At 70.8% G+C, this 18,323-nt stretch carries 16 protein-coding genes and 1 pseudogene; 11 read left to right on the top strand and 6 right to left on the bottom strand.

Annotation, left to right across the window (positions count from 1 at the left end):
* From GEV07_27675 to GEV07_27630, 10 genes are all read left to right on the top strand, one after another.
* A partial coding sequence (locus GEV07_27675; protein MQA06337.1) for an FCD domain-containing protein occupies positions 1-269 on the top strand: 269 nt, incomplete at its 5' end.
* A 131-nt stretch (positions 270-400) separates the two neighbouring features.
* On the top strand, positions 401-1,342 hold the full coding sequence (locus tag GEV07_27670; protein MQA06336.1) for a C-terminal binding protein: 942 nt from the start codon (positions 401-403) through the stop codon (positions 1,340-1,342).
* Positions 1,343-1,372: 30 nt separating this feature from the next.
* Positions 1,373-2,602 carry a pyruvate carboxyltransferase gene (locus tag GEV07_27665; GenBank protein MQA06335.1) on the top strand — a complete coding sequence of 410 codons (1,230 nt, stop codon included), beginning with the start codon at positions 1,373-1,375 and terminating at the stop codon, positions 2,600-2,602.
* A 51-nt stretch (positions 2,603-2,653) separates the two neighbouring features.
* Complete coding sequence (locus GEV07_27660) at positions 2,654-4,180, top strand: ATP-dependent DNA ligase (GenBank protein MQA06334.1); 1,527 nt, start codon at positions 2,654-2,656, stop codon at positions 4,178-4,180.
* Positions 3,859-6,003 (top strand): ABC transporter, encoded by a 2,145-nt coding sequence (locus GEV07_27655; GenBank protein ID MQA06333.1) that lies wholly within the window; start codon positions 3,859-3,861, stop codon positions 6,001-6,003. The genes GEV07_27660 and GEV07_27655 overlap by 322 nt, the downstream gene beginning before the upstream one ends.
* Positions 6,000-7,577 carry an ABC transporter gene (locus GEV07_27650; protein ID MQA06332.1) on the top strand — a complete coding sequence of 526 codons (1,578 nt, stop codon included), beginning with the start codon at positions 6,000-6,002 and terminating at the stop codon, positions 7,575-7,577. The genes GEV07_27655 and GEV07_27650 overlap by 4 nt, the downstream gene beginning before the upstream one ends.
* A gap of 200 nt (positions 7,578-7,777) precedes the next feature.
* The gene (locus tag GEV07_27645; GenBank protein ID MQA06331.1) at positions 7,778-10,036 is read left to right on the top strand and encodes a M6 family metalloprotease domain-containing protein; all 2,259 of its coding nucleotides are present in this window, start codon (positions 7,778-7,780) and stop codon (positions 10,034-10,036) included.
* Between the two features lie 169 nt (positions 10,037-10,205).
* A complete protein-coding gene (locus tag GEV07_27640) occupies positions 10,206-11,696 on the top strand; it encodes a hypothetical protein (protein ID MQA06330.1) in 1,491 nt (496 codons plus the stop codon).
* Positions 11,697-11,707: 11 nt separating this feature from the next.
* Positions 11,708-12,124: a hypothetical protein gene (locus GEV07_27635; protein ID MQA06329.1), complete on the top strand. Its 417-nt coding sequence runs from the start codon at positions 11,708-11,710 to the stop codon at positions 12,122-12,124.
* 33 nt (positions 12,125-12,157) lie between these two features.
* A complete protein-coding gene (locus tag GEV07_27630; protein MQA06328.1) occupies positions 12,158-12,481 on the top strand; it encodes a hypothetical protein in 324 nt (107 codons plus the stop codon).
* On the opposite strand, the gene GEV07_27625 is transcribed toward GEV07_27630, so the two are convergent.
* The 6 genes and pseudogenes from GEV07_27625 to GEV07_27600 all read right to left on the bottom strand — a co-directional run bounded on the left by GEV07_27625 (position 12,478) and on the right by GEV07_27600 (position 18,256).
* Positions 12,478-13,758, bottom strand: coding sequence for an amidohydrolase (locus GEV07_27625; protein ID MQA06327.1), 1,281 nt, complete (start codon positions 13,756-13,758; stop codon positions 12,478-12,480). The genes GEV07_27630 and GEV07_27625 overlap by 4 nt on opposite strands.
* Entirely contained in the window at positions 13,755-14,759 is a 1,005-nt protein-coding gene (locus GEV07_27620) for a hypothetical protein (GenBank protein MQA06326.1), read from the bottom strand. The genes GEV07_27625 and GEV07_27620 overlap by 4 nt, the downstream gene beginning before the upstream one ends.
* Complete coding sequence (locus GEV07_27615; GenBank protein ID MQA06325.1) at positions 14,752-15,468, bottom strand: hypothetical protein; 717 nt, start codon at positions 15,466-15,468, stop codon at positions 14,752-14,754. The genes GEV07_27620 and GEV07_27615 overlap by 8 nt, the downstream gene beginning before the upstream one ends.
* A gap of 163 nt (positions 15,469-15,631) precedes the next feature.
* Positions 15,632-16,240: pseudogene (locus tag GEV07_27610) on the bottom strand (hypothetical protein).
* A gap of 49 nt (positions 16,241-16,289) precedes the next feature.
* Positions 16,290-17,066: a helix-turn-helix domain-containing protein gene (locus GEV07_27605; GenBank protein MQA06324.1), complete on the bottom strand. Its 777-nt coding sequence runs from the start codon at positions 17,064-17,066 to the stop codon at positions 16,290-16,292.
* The gene (locus GEV07_27600) at positions 17,057-18,256 is read right to left on the bottom strand and encodes an aldehyde dehydrogenase family protein (GenBank protein MQA06323.1); all 1,200 of its coding nucleotides are present in this window, start codon (positions 18,254-18,256) and stop codon (positions 17,057-17,059) included. The genes GEV07_27605 and GEV07_27600 overlap by 10 nt, the downstream gene beginning before the upstream one ends.
* Here GEV07_27600 and GEV07_27595 point away from each other — a divergent pair.
* Positions 18,244-18,323, top strand: an 80-nt coding sequence (locus tag GEV07_27595) for a helix-turn-helix domain-containing protein (protein ID MQA06322.1), incomplete at its 3' end; no start/stop codon positions are given. The two genes, GEV07_27600 and GEV07_27595, sit on opposite strands and share 13 nt — an antisense overlap.

Below are 18,323 nucleotides of genomic sequence, written 5' to 3'. Positions count from 1 at the left end.
TCCACGCCCGGATCTACCAGGCCGCCGGCGCCCCTCGCCTGCAGTCCATCATCGCCGGCGTCCAGGACGCCGCCATGTTGTACGTCGCCCACTCGCTGGCCGTCGCCCCCGACCGGATCAAGGACGGCAACAAGGAGCACCGCGCCCTCATCGAAGCTCTCCGCAAGCGCGACGGCGACAAGGCAGCCGCGATCCTCGCCGACCACCTGGACGCGACGTTCCAGACCATCGCAGCGAACCACGCGGAGGCCCAGCCGGCCAAGTCGTAGCCAGCTCCACCAGCTCCACCATCCCCGGCCCGGCGAACCACGTTCGCCGGGCCGTTCCCGTCGTGGAGCTGTACAGGCTTACATCATGCAATATATAGTGTGCGAGATCCGTCCGTCTGAGGAGCTGCCACATGCCGGGCTTCCGTGTCGTGGTGACCGACCAGGTGTTTCCCGATGTCGAGGTGGAGCGTGCGCTGATCGAGGCCGCGGGCGGCACGCTGACGGTCGCCGGCGGTGGGCGGGCGGACGTGCTCGCCGCGGCGGCGGACGCGGACGCGCTGCTCAACACGTACCTCGGGTTCGACGCCGAGGCCATCGCCCGGCTCGGTCGGTGCAAGATCATCGCCAGGTACGGGATCGGCGTGGACAACGTCGACCTCGCCGCGGCCGCGACCGCCGGCATCGCCGTCACGAACGTGCCCGACTACTGCGTGGAGGAGGTCGCCAGCCACACCGTCGGGCTGGTGCTCTCGCTCGTACGCCGCATCCCCGCGGGGGACGCGATCGTCCGCGCCGGCGGGTGGGGCATCGGTGAGCTCGGCGAGCTGCACCGGGTCTCCGGGCTGACCGTCGGCCTGCTCGGCTACGGCAAGATCGCCCGGCTGGTGTCGGCCGTGCTGCGCCCGCTCGGGGTGCCGGTCGCCGTGTACGACCCGTACGTCACCACCCCGGAAGGCGACGACCGGCTGGTCGACCTGGACGAGCTGCTCGCCACGTCCGACGCGGTCTGCGTGCACTGCCCGCTCACCCCGGAGACCCGCGGCCTGCTCGACGCCAAGCGGCTGGCGACGATGAAACCGGGCGCGTATCTGGTGAACACCTCGCGCGGCCCGATCGTGGTGCTCGACGACCTGGTCGCCGCGCTTCGCGCCGGGACGCTGGCCGGGGCCGCGCTCGACGTGTTCGACCAGGAGCCGCCGCCGGTGGACACCGTGCGGGCCACGCCGAACCTGCTCGCCACCCCGCACTCCGCGTTCTACTCGGTCGAGGCAGTGCAGGAGTCGCAACGCAAGGCCGCCACCCAGGTCGTCAAGGCGATCGCCGGCGAGCCGCTCGACTACCGGGTCGCCTGACGTGCCCGGTGAACGTCCGAAGGAGGACCGATGACGGACAACCGCACTCCCTGGCACACCGATCGCTGGTTCACCAGCCCGTGGAACCATGACGACGAGGTGGCCGCCGCGTACGCGTTCCCCGAGCAGATCCAGATCCACGACGTGACGTTGCGCGACGGCGAGCAGCAGGCGAGCGTGGTGTTCACCGCGGACGACAAGGTTCGGATAGCGGAACGGCTCGCCGAAGCGGGTATCCACCGCATCGAGGCCGGGCTGCCCGCGGTGTCGGAGGCGGACACCGAGGCGGTGAGGCGGATCGCCGGCATGGGGCTGCCGTCGCAGGTCTACGCGTTCTCCCGCTGCATCGTGGACGACGTCAAGCGGGCCGTGGACTGCGGCGTCGAGGGCGTGGTGCTCGAGATCCCGTCCAGCAGGCACCTGATCGAGCTGGGCTACGGGTGGAGCGTCGAGCGGGCGCTCGAGCTGTCCGTCGAGGCCACCAACTGCGCGCACGACAACGGCCTGTCCGTGACGTTCTTCCCGATCGACGCCACCCGCGCGTCCGTCGACGACTACCTCGCGCTGGTCGACCGGGTCGCCACCGACGGGCACCTGGACGCACTCGCGCTCGTCGACACCTTCGGCGTGCTCACCCCACACGCGGTGGAACGCTTCGTGCGGGTCAGCAGGGAGCGCTTCGGCGTGCCGCTGGAGACGCACTTCCACATGGACTACGGGCTCGGCGTCGCGAACAGCCTGATCGCCATCGCCGCGGGCGCAAGCGTCATGCAGGGCACCGTCAGCGGGCTTGGTGAGCGCGCGGGGAACACGCCGTTCGAGGAGGTCGTGCTCGCGCTGCTCACCATGTACGACATCGACATCGGCGTCCGCACGGAGAAGCTGACCGAGCTGGCCGAGTTCGTCGCCGACCTGTCCGACGTGCGACAGCCGTCGAACCGGCCGGTGACCGGGAACCGGCTGTTCGACGTGGAGTCCGGGATCATCGCCACCTGGGTGCGCAATGCCCGCGACGTCGACCGCACCGAGGTCGTGCCGTACCTGCCCGAGCTGGTCGGCCAGAGCGGCCCAACGATCGTGCTCGGCAAGGGCAGCGGGGTGGACAACGTCGCGGAAGGGCTGGAGCGGATCGGCGTCGAGGTGACCGCGGAGCAGGGCGAGGAGATCCTGCAGCGGGTGAAGCGCCGGTCGTTGCAGACCAAGGGTCTGCTCGACGACGACGACCTCCGCGAGATCGCCACCGAGGTCGTCGGCCGGTAGGACTCACCGCTTCCGGCCACCGGTGTCGGTGGGTGGTGGCAAGCTGGCCGGGTGCTGTTCGCTGAGATCGCGTCGACGTCCGCCGCCGTGGCGGCCACCTCGGCGCGGCGTACGAAGATCGCGCTGATCGGCGACTGCCTGCGGCAGGCGCAGCCGGACGAGGCGGAGGCGGCCGTCGCGTACCTCGCCGGGGTGCTGCGCCAGCGGCAGATCGGCATCGGGTGGGCCAGCCTGCGGGAGCTACCCGCGCCGGCGGCCGAGCCGACGCTGACCGTACGCGAGGTGGACGAGATCCTCGCGGCCATCGGTACCGCGAGCGGTGCCGGCTCGCGGGCCAGGCGCGCCGAGCTGCTCGCCGAGCTGTTCGGCCGGTCGACGGACCAGGAGCAGCGGTACCTGCGCGGGCTGCTGACCGGTGAGGTCAGGCAGGGCGCGCTCGCCGGGGTCGCCGCCGACGCGATCGCGCGGGCGGCGGAGGTGCCGGTCGCGGACGTGCGGCGCGCCCTGCTGTTGCGCGGTGACCTGAAGGTGGTCGGCGCCACGGCGCTGACCGAGGGTGCGGCCGGGCTGGCCGAGTTCACCCTGCAGGTGGGGCAGCCGCTCGCACCGATGCTGGCGCAGACCGCGCCCGACCTGGCCGCCGCGTACGACAAGGTCGGTGTCGCGGAGCCTTCTGTGGAGTGGAAGCTCGACGGCATCAGGGTGCAGGTGCACAAGTCCGGCGCGGAGGTCGGCGTGTACACGCGCAGTCTCGACGACGTCACCGGCCGGCTGCCGGAGATCGTCGAGGCGGTCGCCGCGTTCCCGATGACCGAGGCGGTGCTCGACGGCGAGGCGATCGTGCTGCGGGCCCAGGGCACTCCGCAGCCGTTCCAGGTGACCGCGAGCCGCACCGGTTCGCGGGTGGACGTCCAGGCCATGCGGACCGACCATCCGGTCACCGTGTTCTTCTTCGACATCCTGCACGCCGACGGCGTCGACCTGCTCGACGAGCCGGCGGAGGTGCGGTGGGCGCGGCTGCGCGAGCTGGTGCCGCAGCAGTACCTCGTGCCGTACGTACGCACCAGCGACGTCGCCGAGGCGCAGGCGTTCTTCGAGCAGACGCTGGCCGCCGGGCACGAGGGCGTGGTGGTGAAATCGCCGGCGTCGAGCTACGACGCCGGCCGCCGCGGTGCAGCGTGGCTGAAGGTGAAGCCACGGCACACGCTCGACCTCGTGGTGCTCGCCGCCGAGTGGGGCCACGGCCGCAGGCGCGGGTGGCTGTCGAACCTCCATCTCGGCGCGCGGGGACCGGACGGCGAGTTCGTCATGCTGGGCAAGACGTTCAAGGGACTCACCGACGAGATGCTCACCTGGCAGACCGAACGGCTGCTCGAGCTGGCGACGGAGAAGTCCGACTGGGTGGTGAAGGTGCGGCCCGAGCTCGTGGTCGAGGTGGCGATCGACGGCGTGCAGTCCAGCCGGCGGTACCCCGGTGGCATGGCGCTGCGGCTCGCCCGGGTGCTGCGCTACCGCGAGGACAAGACCGCGGCCGACATCGACACCGTGGCCGCCGTACGCGCGCTGGCCACCTGGTGACGCCGCAACGCGACGCTGCGCAATCCGGTCACCGGGCTGGCACGATCTGTGCCAATCGTGACGGAATATCCGTGCGGATCGTCACCCCGGCGTGCCGACGACCTGCTGGACCGGGCATTCTACCCAGCGTGAGCTCAGGCAGTTCCAAGGTCGACGAGGCGCTTCGGCGGCTACGAGACCGATTCCGCGAGCCGCCGTTCGTGCTCAACGTGGCGGGCGCCGACGCCGCCCGCCGGGTCTGCCGGGAGATCGCCGACCAGGTCGACGACTACGTACTGCCACGGCTGGCCCGCCCGGACGCGCCGTTGCTGGCCGTCGTGGGTGGCTCCACGGGTTCCGGCAAGTCCACGTTGGTGAACGGGCTCGCCGACCGCGTGGTCAGCTCGGTGGGCGTGCTGCGGCCGACGACGCGTTCACCGGTCCTGATCTGTGCGGCCGAGGACGAGCCGTGGTTCAGCGACGGCCGGGTGTTGCCGTCGCTGCCCAGGGCGCTCGGCGAGGTGCCGGCGTCCGGTGACGACGGGGTGCTGCACATCGTGCGCTGCGACACGCTGCCCGCCGACCTGGTCGTCGTCGACGCGCCGGACTTCGACTCGGTCGTCGAACCGAACCGGGCGCTCGCCGTCGAGCTGCTCGGTGCCGCCGACCTCTGGCTGTTCGTCACGACGGCGGCGAGGTACGCGGACGCGGTGCCGTGGTCGTTCCTGCACCAGGCGCGGGACCGCGGGGTGGCCGTGGCGGTGGTCGTCGACCGCTGCCCGGAGGCGGGACGCCAGGAGGTGACGGAACACTTCGCCCAACTGCTCGCCGCCCAGGGCCTCGGGGACGCGCCGTTCTTCGTCGTCCCCGAGATCGAACCGCCGGCGAAGACGCTGCCGCCGGATGCGATCGAGGCGCTGCGTGGCTGGCTCGCCCACGTGGCCAGGGACGAGGAGGTACGCACCGCCCTCGTGCACGACACGGTGCACGGTCTGCTCGACAGCTTCGACGAGCGGCTGGTGCCGGCGATCCGCGTCGCGGAGCAGCAGGACGACGCCGCGCGACAGCTGCGCGCCGAGGTCGAGGAGGCGTTCGAGTCCGCACGACAGGGCGTCGACAGCGCCACCGTGGACGGCTCGCTGGTGAAGGGGGACGTGCTGGCGCGGTGGCGGGCGCTGGTGGGCGGCGGCGAGCTGCTCGATGCGTTGCGTTCCGGCCCCGGCGAGAGCCTTGACCGGGCGGAACAGCTGCGGCAGGCGCTCGCCGACGGTGCGCAGGCGGTGGTCCGTGCGCACGCGGAACAGGCGGTCGAGCGGCTGACCGCGCGCTGGTCGGCCGCCCCCGCGGGCGCGGCGTTGCTGCACGACTATCCGGCGCTACGCGGGACATCCGAGGCGCTGGCCGCCCAGACGAGTCAGCGGATCGCAGACTGGCAGGAACGGGTCATCTCCATCTCGCTGGTTCGCGGGACCGAGGTGACGGACACGACGCCCGGCTCGCGCTACGACGAACGGCTGCTGGGGCTTATTCTCATGCTTGTCGCCGTGTTACCGGTCGGTGCGGCCGCCGGCACCGAGGTCGCGGTGGCTCGGAGTGCGACTCGGGCGTCGCGCAGGCTGCTCGAGGCGACCTTCGAGGGGGAGACGGTGCGCCAGCACACGGCAGCCGTCCGGAGGGACCTGCAGGGGGAGATGCATGCTGTACTCGAATGCGAGGCAGCGCGGTACCGGGAGCTGCTCGGGGATCAGCACCTGCCGCGGGACAGCGCAGACCAGCTCCGTGAGGTGCTGTACGACCTCCAGGCGGTACGTCAGGAGCCGGCTGCCGGCCCAGATCCACAGTGAGTGAGCCGACGACGCCGGCGGACGCACTGTCCGACCGGCTCGATGCGCTTGCCCGGGTCGCCGAGCTCGGCACCGACCGACTGCCGGGCGACGCGATCGAGGCCGCCCGCAACGTGCTCTGCCGCGCCCGGGGGAGGCGGGCGCTGTCCATGGACCACACGGTGGTCGCGCTCGCCGGGTCGACGGGCAGCGGCAAGTCGTCGTTGTTCAACGCGATCAGCGGCATCGACCTCTCCACCGTCGGCAGCCGGCGTCCGACGACCGGCATGGTGCACGCGTGCGTTTGGGGTATGGACGGTGCCACCGAGCTGTTGGACTGGCTCGAGGTGCCGGAACAGCACCGGGTCGCGAGGGACACCGTGCTGGACACCGCGCCGTCCCCGCTGACGGGACTGGTGCTGCTCGACCTGCCCGACCACGACTCCGCCGAGGAGTCGCACCGCAAGGAGGTCGACCGGCTCATCGACGTGGTCGACGTGCTGGTCTGGGTCGTCGACCCGCAGAAGTACGCCGACCGTGTCGTGCACGAGGAGTTCCTGCAGCCGATGGCCGCGCACTCCGGGGTGGTGGTTGCCCTGAACCAGGTCGACCGGCTGGGTGAGGCGGACGTGAGCGCTTGCGTGACGGACCTGCAGCGGCTGCTCGCGGAGGACGGGTTGCCCGACGCGCTGGTGGTGCGTACGTCCGCCACCGGCGACCCAGGGGTGCAGGAGCTGACCGCGGTCCTCGTCGAGCTGGTGCAGAGCCGGCAGGCCGCGACCGACCGGCTGCTCGCGGACGTGACGGCGGCGTGCCAGGCGTTGGGCGCGTATCAAGACGGTGGCCGCCCGGCCGCGGGAGTGGCGTCCGCCGCCCGCGACGAGCTGCTCACCGCGCTGGTGGACTCGTCCGGGGTAACCACATTGGGTGACGCGGTGAGCGCGACCACCAGACGGCGCGGGCTCGCGTTCACCGCGTGGCCGCCGATCTGGCTCGCCCGGCGGCTGCGCAAGTCGCCGTCGCTGCGGTTGCCAGGCGGTGAGGAGCTGAGCGGGCTGGCGTCCGGGCAGGCGCCGGTGGCCGCGCCCGTGCTGCTGGCGCACGTGGACGCCGCGTTGCGCACGGTGTCCGACACCAGCTCCGCGGAGCTGCCGCCACCGTGGCCGGCGCTGGTACGTACCGCCAGCCGGGCCCGCGCCGACGAGCTGGTGGACGTGATCGACGAGGTGCTCGCGGCCGCCGACGTCGCCACCGTCAAGGTGCCAGCCAGTTGGTGGGTGCTGCGCCTGCTGCACTGGGCGGCGCTGCTCGCGATGGTGGCGGGCGTCGTGCTCGCGGTGGTCGGCGCGGTCACCAGTGGTGGGTTCCTGCTCGGCGCGGTGCTCGCCGGCGGTGGGCTGCTCGTCGGGCTCGGCGGCCACGCGCTTGGCCGGGCCGCCGCGACGAAGGCCGCGCGGCGCCGCGGCGAGGAGCTGGTCGGCACGTTGCGCGACGAGATCGCGCGCAGTGTGCGCGAGTACGTGCTCGAGCCGGTGGAGAACGAGCTCGACGTCTACAGCGAGATCGGCAGGGAGCTGACCGCCGCCCGCGGCTGAAGGACACGCCTGTCAGACAGTAGCCATTCGACTGCGATGTGTAATGCTGACGTGGCCCGGTCGTGGGCCGTCCATATCGCGAGACGTGACTGCCCGTATGTCCTCGCGTGTGGCGTTGTTTTTGCCGGCCACGACCTGCATGATCTTGCGGTTACTTCGAAGACGGGAGGAACCCTGCGGTGAGGAAGGTTGCGAGACGCATGCTGGTGGTCACGGCCGCCGTCGTGCTCACAGGCACTGCGGTCCAGGGGGTGGCCACCGCCTCGCCGCCACCGGTCAAGGATGCGGCCGGTCCGGACAAGCACCGAGAGCACGACCTCCCCGATGCGATGGAGAAGCAGCGCCGTGCGGACAAGAAGGCCGCACTGGAGAAGCTGCTGCGCGGCGACGCGAAGCTGATGCGCCGCGGCGACTCACGCGTGGTCAAGCTCGGCAAGAACAGGTACGCCGAGATGCAGGCGCCTAAGACCGACCAGCTGTTCAACCTGCTGTGCGAGTTCGGCGACAAGACCGACCCGCGTACCGGCGGGGACGCAGGTCCCGAGAACAACCAGATCGCCAAGCCGGACCGCACGACGGACAACTCGACCTACTGGACCGACGACTTCAGCCAGGACCACTACAAGCAGATGTTCTTCGGCAACACCGGCGAGTCGTTCGCGGACTTCTACCTGAAGCAGTCGTCCGGCAAGTACACGGTCACCGGCGACGTCAGCGCGTGGGCGAAGGTGCCGTACAACGAGGCCAGGTACGGCTCGAACGAGATCCCCGAGTCGGACGGCTACTGGAACTTCGTCAAGGACTGCACGACGGCCTGGTACGACAGCCAGAAGGCCGCCGGCAAGACCGACGCCGAGATCGAGCAGTACCTGGCCAAGTTCGACCAGTGGGACAGGTTCGACTACGACGGCGACGGCAACTTCGACGAGAAGGACGGCTACATCGACCACATCCAGCTGATCCACGCGGGTGAGGGCGAAGAGGCCGGTGGCGGCGAGCAGGGCGAGGACGCGATCTGGTCGCACCGCTGGTCCGCCTTCCCGAACGAGTCGACCGGGCCGGAGTTCAACCAGAACGGCGGCACGCAGATCGGCAACAGCGGCATCTTCGTCCGCGACTACACGACCGAGCCGGAGAACGGCGGTCTCGGTGTGTTCGCGCACGAGTACGGCCACGACCTGGGTCTGCCCGACCACTACGACACCTCGGGCGGCGGCGAGAACAGCACCGGGTTCTGGACCCTGATGTCCAGCGGCTCGTGGCTCGGCCACGGCGAGGACGCCATCGGCACCACGCCTGGCTACATGAGCGCGTGGGACAAGCTCCAGCTCGGCTGGCTCGACTACGAGGTGGCGTCGCACGACCAGAAGTCGACGCACAAGCTCGGCGTGGCCGCGCGTACCACGGCCAACCCGCAGGCGGTCGTCGTCGTGCTGCCGGAGAAGAAGGTCGTCACCGACTACAACAAGCCGGCCTCCGGCGAGTACGAGTGGTGGGGCGGCAGCGACGACGACCTGAACAACTTCCTCAGCAGGCCACTCGACCTGACCGGCAAACAGTCGGCCGAGCTCACCACGAAGGCCTGGTACGACATCGAGAAGGGCTACGACTTCGGGTTCCTCGAGGTGTCCGAGGACGGCGGTGAGACCTGGGAGAAGGTCGGCGACGAAGTCACCGGCTCGTCGAAGGGCAAGTGGACCGACCTGTCGTGGGACCTGTCGGACTACGCCGGCAAGGAGATCCAGTACCGCTTCAGGTACACCACCGACGGCGGGGTGCACGAGGACGGGCTCTTCCTCGACGACATCGAGGTGACAGCCGGCGGCGACACCGTCTTCAGCGACGACGTCGAGTCCGGTGAGAACGACTGGGAGGCCAACGGCTTCACCCGGATGACCGGTACGACCAGCGAGATGAAGGGCCAGTACTACATCGCGGAGAACCGCCGGTACGTCGACTACGACAGCACGCTGAAGACCGGCCCGTACCATTTCGGACACGCGAACACCAAGCCGAACTGGGTGCAGCACTACCCGTACCAGGACGGCCTGCTCGTGTCGTTCTGGGACGAGACGCAGGAGGACAACAACACCTCCGAGCACCCGGGTAAGGGCCTCGTGCTCCCGGTGGACGCGAACCCGAGACCGTTCTCGTCCAACGACGGGGTGGTGCAACGGAACCGGCACCAGGCCTACGACGCCACGTTCGGTGTCGAGAACAGTGATCCGCTCAAGCTGACCACCGAGGTCAAGAAGGGCAAGCGCTGGCAGGTCACCGTCGTGGACGTCCCGGCCCACGAAGGGGTGCCGGTGTTCGACGACAGCAAGCCGAAGGCCTACTGGTCGGGGCAGAACCCGACCGGGTCCGTCCAGGTGGCCGGCGTCGGCGTCCAGATCGAGGTCACCGGGCAGTCCGCCGGTGGCGAGACCATGGACGTGGCTGTGCAACCGGCCGCCTGATTCCGGCTACGCAGCGGTCGAGGGGCCCCGCGGTGCGTGTGCACCGCGGGGCCTTTTCGCGGCCGAGGGAACCGCGATCGCGCCGTGGACAGTCTGAGCTTCGCCGCTAGGGGACGGGGGAGTTCATGGCGAGGCATCGGGGCAGTGCGGGGTGCGCGGCGGTGGCGTCGTGACCGACTTCGCGACGTTGCGGACGGTGAACCCGGGTGCGCTTTACCAGGCGGGCCAGGATCTCCAGCATGTCGCCCAGGGCCAGCAGGTCGCGTACCGGGACTACGTGCCGATGGTGGTGCTCCCGATCGAACGCGGTGCGATCTGGGCGCAGGATCCGGCACAGCCGATGGCCGGCGACGTGACCCACGGGCTCGCGAAGTCGTTCGACACGGCGTCGATCCACATGACGTCCGCGGCGACGACCTGCATGACGCTGTTCCTCGAGCTCACTGCGGCGAAGAAGACCATGGAGCAGGTGGTCGATCTCGCGGAGCGGATCGGGTTCGTCGTGCACGGCGACGGCACCGTCACGCCCGGTCAGGAACAGCTGGACAACATCGACCTGCAGAGGAAGTACGGGTCGCCGGTCTCGGGCCACCTGGAACGGCAGATGTACAACCAGGCGACCGGTTACCAGGAGGTCATCGCGCTCGCCGTCAAGCGGGCCACCGACGCCGACGAAGCCTGCACGAAGATGCTGCGCGAGATCGCGGACAGCTACCTGGTGCTCGCCAGCACGAGCATGCCCGGGTTGCGGAAGCTGGCCGACGACGCGAACACCGAGGCCGCCGAGCAGTACGGCCGCGTGCTGCAGATGCAGGAGCGGCTGGCGGCCGAGGCGACGAGGGCGGCCGAGGACCTCGACCTGAAGCAGTGGGGTCTGCCGGGCCAGATCTGGGGGATCTTCAAGGGCCTGTGGAGCGGGATCGAGGGTCTCTACCACCTCGGCGACGTGATGCACCGGGCGTCGGAGGGCGACCCGGAGGCACTGGCACAGCTGGACCAGATGGTCGACGAGTTCGACCTGGGCGACCTGATCGCGCTCGACAAGCTGAAGGAGGGCCGCTGGGGCGAGTTCATCGGCGTGAACGCATGGTGGTTCATCCCGATGGGCAAGCTCGGCACCCTGACCGGCAAGACCGGGACGGCACTTGTACGAACTGCGCGCCAGACGCTCGCGAACGTGATGGCGGCCGGCAAGGTGCCGGCCGGCGTGCGTGCGGCCAACTCCGTGACCGCGGTGGAGTCGCGGGCCGTGGTCGCCCAGAACTTCCGCGAGGTGCTCGGCGTCAACGCCGACCGCTTCAACCGCGGCGTCCCGGGGCACAATACGAACTGTCTGGACTCCGCCAAGGCCACCGACATGACGCTCGACACCGGCATCACCACGGTCGCCAAGCCCTCGCAGGTGTCCAGCCCACGGGACCTCGTCCAGCACTACGGCAGGCCGCTGGAGGACGTAGGTTCGTACGGCGAGGTCATCCACAGGATGCAGAACGCCGGTGACGGCGCAAGGGGCATCGTGCTCGGCACCCGCGACGGCATGCCAGGGCACGCTTTCAACGTGGTGAACAAGAACGGCGAGATCTACTTCATCGACGGGCAGACGGGGCAGCTCGCCTACCTCGAGGACTTCGCCAGTATGAAGTTCCTGCCGACTACCTGAGGAGCAACGAGATGGACATCGATACTGCGACCCAACGGGCGCGTGCCTACCTGGAACAGCAGCTGCCGCCCGAGACACCGGAGGTCGCCATCGACGGCCGCAAGGTGCTCGAGCGCGACTGGAGCTACACGTTCTTCTGGAACTCCGCGGAGTACCTGCGGACGGGCGACGACATGAGCCAGCTGTGGGGCAACGCGCCGGTCGTCGTGCCGAAGGACGGCAGCGACGCCTTCACCCTCGGCACCCACCGTCCGACCGACGTGCTGCTCGACGACTACGAACAGCAGCACGGCATCCCGCACGGAGGGCAACGTGAGCGTGCTCTGGGCCGGACCGGCGGTGGCTCGGCCGGGCCACGGCTCGCCTCGCGGGTCGACGAGCGCGACGGGCGGCCGGGGCCGGACCGGCGGGCGCAGCGGGAGTGGTGAGCGTCCGGGTGTACGCAACGAAAGGGGGGAACGATGGGCAGTTGTAACGTCGCGGCCCTACGGGCCGTGGGCAACAACGCGCGCGGCTTCGAGGACCGGGCGAAGGCCAGTAGCCGTGCCGTGGGCATGGTGACGGGCTCGGCGGCGGCTGGGCGAAGCGGCACGCTGCTCGCCGGCAAGGAGCTGGACCGGCTGGTGAGCTCATGGCGGGACGGGCAGTTCCACGCCCAGGCGGTCAGCCTGCTGTCCGTCGGCGACAAGATCGTCACGACGGCCAACCACTACGGCGGCACCGACAACGTGATGGCCAACGAGTTCCACTACGAGCCCTCGCTGGCCGACCGCAAGGGCATCTAGGCGTCGCCGTCGAACTCGGCGCGTACGGCTGCGCGTAGCTCCGCGTCCGCGAGGAAGTCGGCGACCGTGCAGGCGAGGCCGACGGCGCCGTCAGCCACGCCGCGGTCACCCTCGCTGCCGCGCGCGCAGCGCGCGAACTCCTCGGTGTGCAGCGACACCTCGGGCGGCGCGACGGCCAGCATCGGGTGGATGCCGGGCACCTGCGCGCTCACGTTGCCGAAGTCCGTCGACGCGACGAGCGTCTCCGGCACGACGCCGTCCGGCAGTACCGTGCGTCCGCGGTCGCCCAGGTGGTGCGCCCAGCGCGCGGCGAGCGTGTGGTTGTGCGTGATCGGCAGGTACGGCGGCACCGGGTCCCAGTCGACCTCCGCGGTGGTGCCGGTCGCTCCCGCCGCCGCGAGGAACACCTCGTGCAGCCTGTTGCACAGGTCGTCGAGCGTGGCCTGGCCGGCTGAGCGCGCGTAGTACTGCAGCGCCGCACGCGCCGGCACCACGTTCGGCCGGTGGCCGCCGTCGGTGACGATCCCGTGCACCCGGTCCGACGACGGCAGGTGCTGCCGCAGCGCGGCGACCCCCTGGTACGCGGTCACCGCGGCGTCGAGCGCGTTGCGGCCCATGAACGGCATGGCGGCCGCGTGCGCGGCGACACCGTGGTACGTGACGTCGACCGCACGGCGGCCGAGGAACGGGTGCGTCGCCACGTCGTAGCTGAACGGGTGCACCATCACCGCCGCGTCCACGCCGTCGAACGCGCCCGCGGCGAGCATGTGCACCTTGCCCCCGCCGCCTTCCTCCGCCGGCGTGCCGAGCAGCTCGACGGTGCCGCCGAGCGTGCCCACCTGCTCGGCGAGGGCGAGCCACGCACCCACGGCGCTGGCACAGATGACGTTGTGGCCACAGGCGTGCCCGATGCCGGGCAGCGCGTCGTACTTCGCGACGACGGCCACCCGCGGGCCGTCGCCGCCACCCGCCGTGGCGCGCAGCGCCGTGGGTATCCCGTACGCGCCCACCTCCACCCGGTGGCCGTGGCGCCGCAGCAGTTCCGCGACCGCGGCGACCGCGTGGTGCTCCTCGTACGCCACCTCCGGGTGGTCGTGCACGTCGTGGCTGAGTGCCACCAGCTCGGGGAGGTCACGGGTGACCGCGGCGGCGAGCGCAGCGGTCACCGCCTCGGGCGCACCACCGTGTGGCGACGAGAGTGGCTCTGCGGTGGCCACCCGGCGCGCGGTGGTCGCGTAGAGGGCGTCCAGGTAGGCGGTGCTCGGCTGCGGCGTCATCGGGCGACCTGCGCGCGCTGCCCGGTGCGCAGCGACTCCTCGATGGCGAACGCGACGCGCGCCGCGGCCATCCCGTCCTCGATGGTCGCCGCGACCCGGCCGCGACCCGCGATCGCCGCGACCCACTGCTCCACCTGGTAGCGCAACGTGCCGAGCACGCGGCCGCCGACCTCGGGCCAGTGCAGCGCGTCGGCCGCCTGCTGCCCGCGGCCGCCGGCGACCAACACCTCGTCGCCGCCGCGGATCTCGACGGTGCCACCGGTGCCCACCACGACCGTGGACGCCTGCAGGCCGTGTGGCCGGCCGTCCGCCAGCGCCCAGGTGAGCTCGACCTGGGCGACGGCGCCGTTCGCGCACTCGAGCAGCGCGAGAATGGTCGCGTCCACGTCCAGCGGCCAGTCGGCCGGTCGCGTGCTGACGGCGTGCACGCTGCGGACAGGGGAGTCTGCGAACCACGCGACGGCGTCCAGGTCGTGCACCCCGAGATAGTAGAGCAGCGATGTGCGGCCGGCCACCCGGTGCGCGGTCTGCAGCCGACTGCGCCTGACGGTGGTGATGTGCACGATGCTGCCGAAGTCGTCGGCGTGCACGGCATCGGTGGCCGCCGCGTAGCGCGGGTCGGCGCGGAGCAGGTGCGCGCTCGCGTGCACACCGGGTGTGCCGGCGAGCCCGGCAGCCAGCTGGTCGAGGTCGGCCGCGGTGCTCGCGACCGGCTTCTCCAGCAACAGGTGCAGACCCGCGCCGGCGGTCGCGACCGCGGGCGCGACCTGGACGGACTCCGGCAGCGCCACGATCACCGCGTCCGCGACGTCCGCGTCGAGCAGTTGGCGGACGTCGGAGTACGCGGCCGCGCCGCAACGTTGCGCCGTCTGCTGTGCGAGCTGCTCGTCGGCGTCGCACACGGCCGTCAGCTCGGCGCCGGCGACGTCCGCGGCGATCGTCGCGTACCGCTGTCCCATGAATCCCAGGCCGAGTACGGCCAGCCGGATCCGTTCAGGCATTCCTCTCCTTGTCGGTCGTGGTGAGTTCCCGCTCCGCCGGGACGTACTGGTGCCGGTTGGTCAGCAGCGTCGCCTCCGGGTCGGCTGTCGGGTCTGGCCTGGAAACCAGGCTGCCGACGACGATGGCGATGGCGGCGACGCCGAACGCCGCGTACACCGGGGTGATGCCGAAGAAGCCGAGCGCGGCGTCCCCGTTCACCACCCACGACGCGACGGCTACGGCCACCGTCGCGGAGCCGCCGCCGACGATCGCCCACCACGCCCCCGTGGTGGTGGCACGTCGGGACAGCCACGCCGCGGCAGCCACGACGAACAACCCGCCGGTCGCCACCCCGTTGCCGAGGACGAACAGCTGGTTGAGGTCGGGGATGGTGAACGCGAGCAGCAACCCGATGCCGCAGACGACGACCGTGCACAGCCGCGCTGCACGCACGAGCTTCGCCTGGTCGGTGACGCCGCCGCGTCGCTGGTAGATGTCGCGGACGAAGTTCGCCGTGGCGTCGAGCACCATCGAGTCGAGCACGGACATGATGGCGCCGACCAGCGACACCGCGAAGAGCGCACCGACCCAGGTCGGCATCTGCTCCAGGTAGAGGTATGGCAGCGCCTGTGCCGGGTCCGTTCCCTCCGGCACCGCGGCGCGGGCGAGCACACCGATGAGCACCGGCAGCAGCAGGCTGACGAAGGAGAGCGCGGTGCCGATGGTCATGCCACGGAACGCGGTGTTCGTCCTTGGCCGCGTACGACCGTTGCCACATCGGTTGGTAGATGAAGTAGTACGGGCCGGACGCGGCGATCACGCCGAAGAAGACGCCCCACCCGGTGGCGGCCAGGCTCCAGGTGTGCGGCACCGTCGGCTCGGTCAGCGGAGCAGTGCCGACGTCCGCGAACAGCATGACCAGCAACACGATCGGGCCAACCGTCTGCAGGACGGTCTGCAGGCCGTCGGTGACGATGACCGACCGCAACCCGCCGAGCAGGCAGTAGGCGACCGTCACCAGCACCGAGACGACCATGGACAGCGACATCGACCAGCCGAGCACGACCGACATCACGCCGGCCATCGCCAGGATCTGCATGCCGGTCAGCAGCACCGAGCGGCACATGGTGAACACCGCGGCCGGCACCCGTACTCGTTCGCCGAACCTGAGCACGAAGAAGTCCGGCAGTGTGAACTGCCTGATCCGCCTGATGTAGCGGACGAACAGCAGCGCCCAGACCATGGTGAACACGTACGCGGACAGGAACGGCACCGCGGCGGTGAGGCCGGTCTCGAACGAGCCCGCGGTGACGGCGATGAGCGTGCCGCCACCGATGTGCGTGCCGACGACGGTGCCGATCAGCGGCCACAGCTTGACCTTCCGGCCGGCGACCGAGAAGTCGTCCTGGGTGGCGATGTCCTTCCTGTGGTACAGCCCAAGCAGCAGCACGAGGGCGAAGTAGGCGACGAAGACGATGACTACGGCGGCGGAACTCTGCATGACGTAGCCCTTCCTACGGACAGAGGGTGGGGGCGCAACGGCTGGGTTGCTAGTCGGCCGGCGCTACGGACAGCTGACCGGTGACGGCGGTGGCGATCTCGTCGAGTACCGCGACGAGTTGTTGTCGTTCCCTGAGTACGCGCGACAGCGGGCCGACCGCGCTGAGCGCGCCGACGACCTCCGTGCCGCTCCACACCGGCACCGACACGGCGCCGACGTCCGGGTCCAGCTCCCCCTTGCTGACCGACATACCGGTGTCGCGTATCTCCGCGAACTCGGCGAGCAGTGCGTCGATGTCGGTGGTGGTGTCGGCCGTGAACCGGGCGAGCGTGCGGCGGCCGAACAGCGCACGTTGCTCGCGTTCTGTGCGCCAGGCGAAGAGCACCTTCGCGCCCGCGCCCGCGTGCCCAGGCACCCGACCACCGACCTGGGTGGAGTACCTGACGGGCGTGGGTCCCTCGACGGCGGCCAGGCAGTGCGCCTCGTCGCCGTCTGGAACGGTGAACAGCGCGGTCTCCTTCGTGCGCCTGGCGAGCTCGCGCACCCGTGGCCGGACGAACGTAAGGAGCGGGTTGTCGCGGGCGGCGAGCTGACCGAGCTCGAAGATCGCCATGCCGAGCCGGTAGCACCTGGTCTCTGGGTCGACGAGCAGGAAGCCGCGATGCACGAGCGTGCCGAGCAGCCGGTGCGTCACCGACTTGTCCCAACCCAGGTGGCGCGCCAGGTCCGCGGCACGCCACTGTTGGTGGTCGGCGTCGAACGCGAGCAGCACCCGCAGCGCCCGGTCGACGGTCTGCAGCGGGGCGGCGTTCTCGGTCACGCCCATGGTGACCTCCACCCGGTGTCGCCCTGCCACACCGTCTTCGGCCGCATGTACTCGTACTGCGCCTCCACGCCGAGCTCCAGCCCGACACCCGACTGGCGGCGCCCGCCGTACGGCACGGCGGGGTGCAGCCGGTGCACGGTGTTCGCCCAGACGATGCCGGCGTCCAGCTGCCGCACCGCTCTGCGCACCTGGTCCTGGCGGGTGCCCCAGACGGTGGCGGCGAGGCCGTACTCGGTGTCGTTGACCAGCGCGATGCCCTCGTCCAGGTCGGCGTACGTCGTGACGGTGAGCAGCGGCCCGAAGATCTCCTCGCGGAACAGCCGCGACGTCGGTGCGACGCCGTCGACGACGGTCGGGGCGAACCACCAGCCGTCCTCGAAGCCCGCCGGGTGCAGCCGGTCGCCGCCGACCACGACGGTCGCCTCGGACTTGGCGAGTTCCGCGTACTCGACGATGCGGTCCAGCTGCTCGGCGGAGATGATCGCGCCGACGTGGGTGCGCTCGTCGCGCGGGTCGCCCACCCGTAGCGCCCGGGTGCGCGTGCCGACCCGTTCGAGCAGCGCGTCGTGGGCCTCGCGGTGCACGAGCACCCGGCTGCCGGCGGTGCAGGTCTGGCCGCTGTTCACGAACGCCGTATGAACGATCGCGTCGGCGGCCGCGTCCAGGTCCGCCTCGGGCAGCACGAGCGACGCGGTCTTGCCGCCGAGCTCCAGCGTGAACGACGTGAACGACGTGATCGACGTGGTGCCGTGTGCCATCAGCTGCCTGCCGGTGGCGCTGCTGCCGGTGAACGCGACCTTCGGCACCCGCGGGTGGCCGGCAAGCGCGGCGCCCGCCGTCGGGCCGTCGCCGGTCACCACGTTCACCACGCCCGGTGGCAGCCCGGCCTGGTCGGCCAGCTCGGCCAGCCGCAGCGGCACCAGCGGCACCAGCGGCGTCTGCTCGGCCGGCTTGACCACGACCGTGTTGCCGCACGCGAGGATCGGCGCGACCTTCGTGGCGAAGTTGGAGGCCGGGTAGTTCCACGGCGTGATGGCCGCGACCACGCCGTACGGTTCGTACGTGGTGTAGGTGAGCTCGGCGTCGCCGACCGGGATGGTGGCGCCGCGGATGGTCTTGTCCCGCGTCAGACTTTGTGGCAGGACGGTTGAGTCAGTCCTGAAGGAGAGTCCGACACATGGGAAGACCACCCTCGATTCCGGTGGAGAAGAGGACGCGGATCGTGTTGAGTGTGCTGGCTGGCGAGGTCACGGTCGC

It is taken from the genome of Streptosporangiales bacterium, from assembly GCA_009379825.1.
GTDB lineage: Bacteria > Actinomycetota > Actinomycetes > Streptosporangiales > WHST01 > WHST01.
This window is presented reverse-complemented; position numbering and strand designations above follow the sequence as displayed.